At 52.3% G+C, this 533-nt stretch carries 1 pseudogene; it reads right to left on the bottom strand.

Annotated elements, in window-relative coordinates:
- A pseudogene (locus ABFV72_RS13075) lies at nucleotides 1-533 on the bottom strand (hypothetical protein); the annotation flags it as partial.

Raw genomic sequence — 533 nt, forward strand, 5'->3', positions numbered from 1 at the left:
TTGGTGTATTCGCCAATGGATCACCATTGGTGTCAAGGAAGGTTAGGCCTTCTGCACCATAGTTGCTGGTGTTAGTACCATCTGTGACAGTGGTGCCTGCACCGGTGATGGTCGTTACGTTAGCACCGCTAGTGATAGTGTTACCAAGGGCTGTGCTGTTATTGGTGTTGCCTGCTGTGTCGACTAGGCTTGAGCCTGCGGCGTTGTAGGTCGCTGTGTTACCAGCAGTATCGGTTGCTGACAACCCTTCTGCGCCATAGTTGCTGTTGTTGCCTGCAACATCTGTGACGTCAGTACCAGCGGCTGTCATGTCAGTTGTGTTACCAGCTGCGTCAGTGAGACTTGAGCTGGCTGCTGTGTAATCTGCTTCATTACCAGCGGCATCTACTACGTTGGTGCCGCTGGTGGTAATGGTGGTGCTAGCACCGCCAACTGTACCATCAGTAATTGCGACGCCGTCACTGTTTGTGACCGTGTTTCCAGTAGTGACACTACCATCAGCGCCTAGGTCAATGTTCTCAGCAAGCTGTACT

The sequence above is a fragment of the Psychrobacter proteolyticus genome, from assembly GCF_039762275.1.
Taxonomy (GTDB): Bacteria; Pseudomonadota; Gammaproteobacteria; order Pseudomonadales; family Moraxellaceae; genus Psychrobacter; species Psychrobacter proteolyticus_C.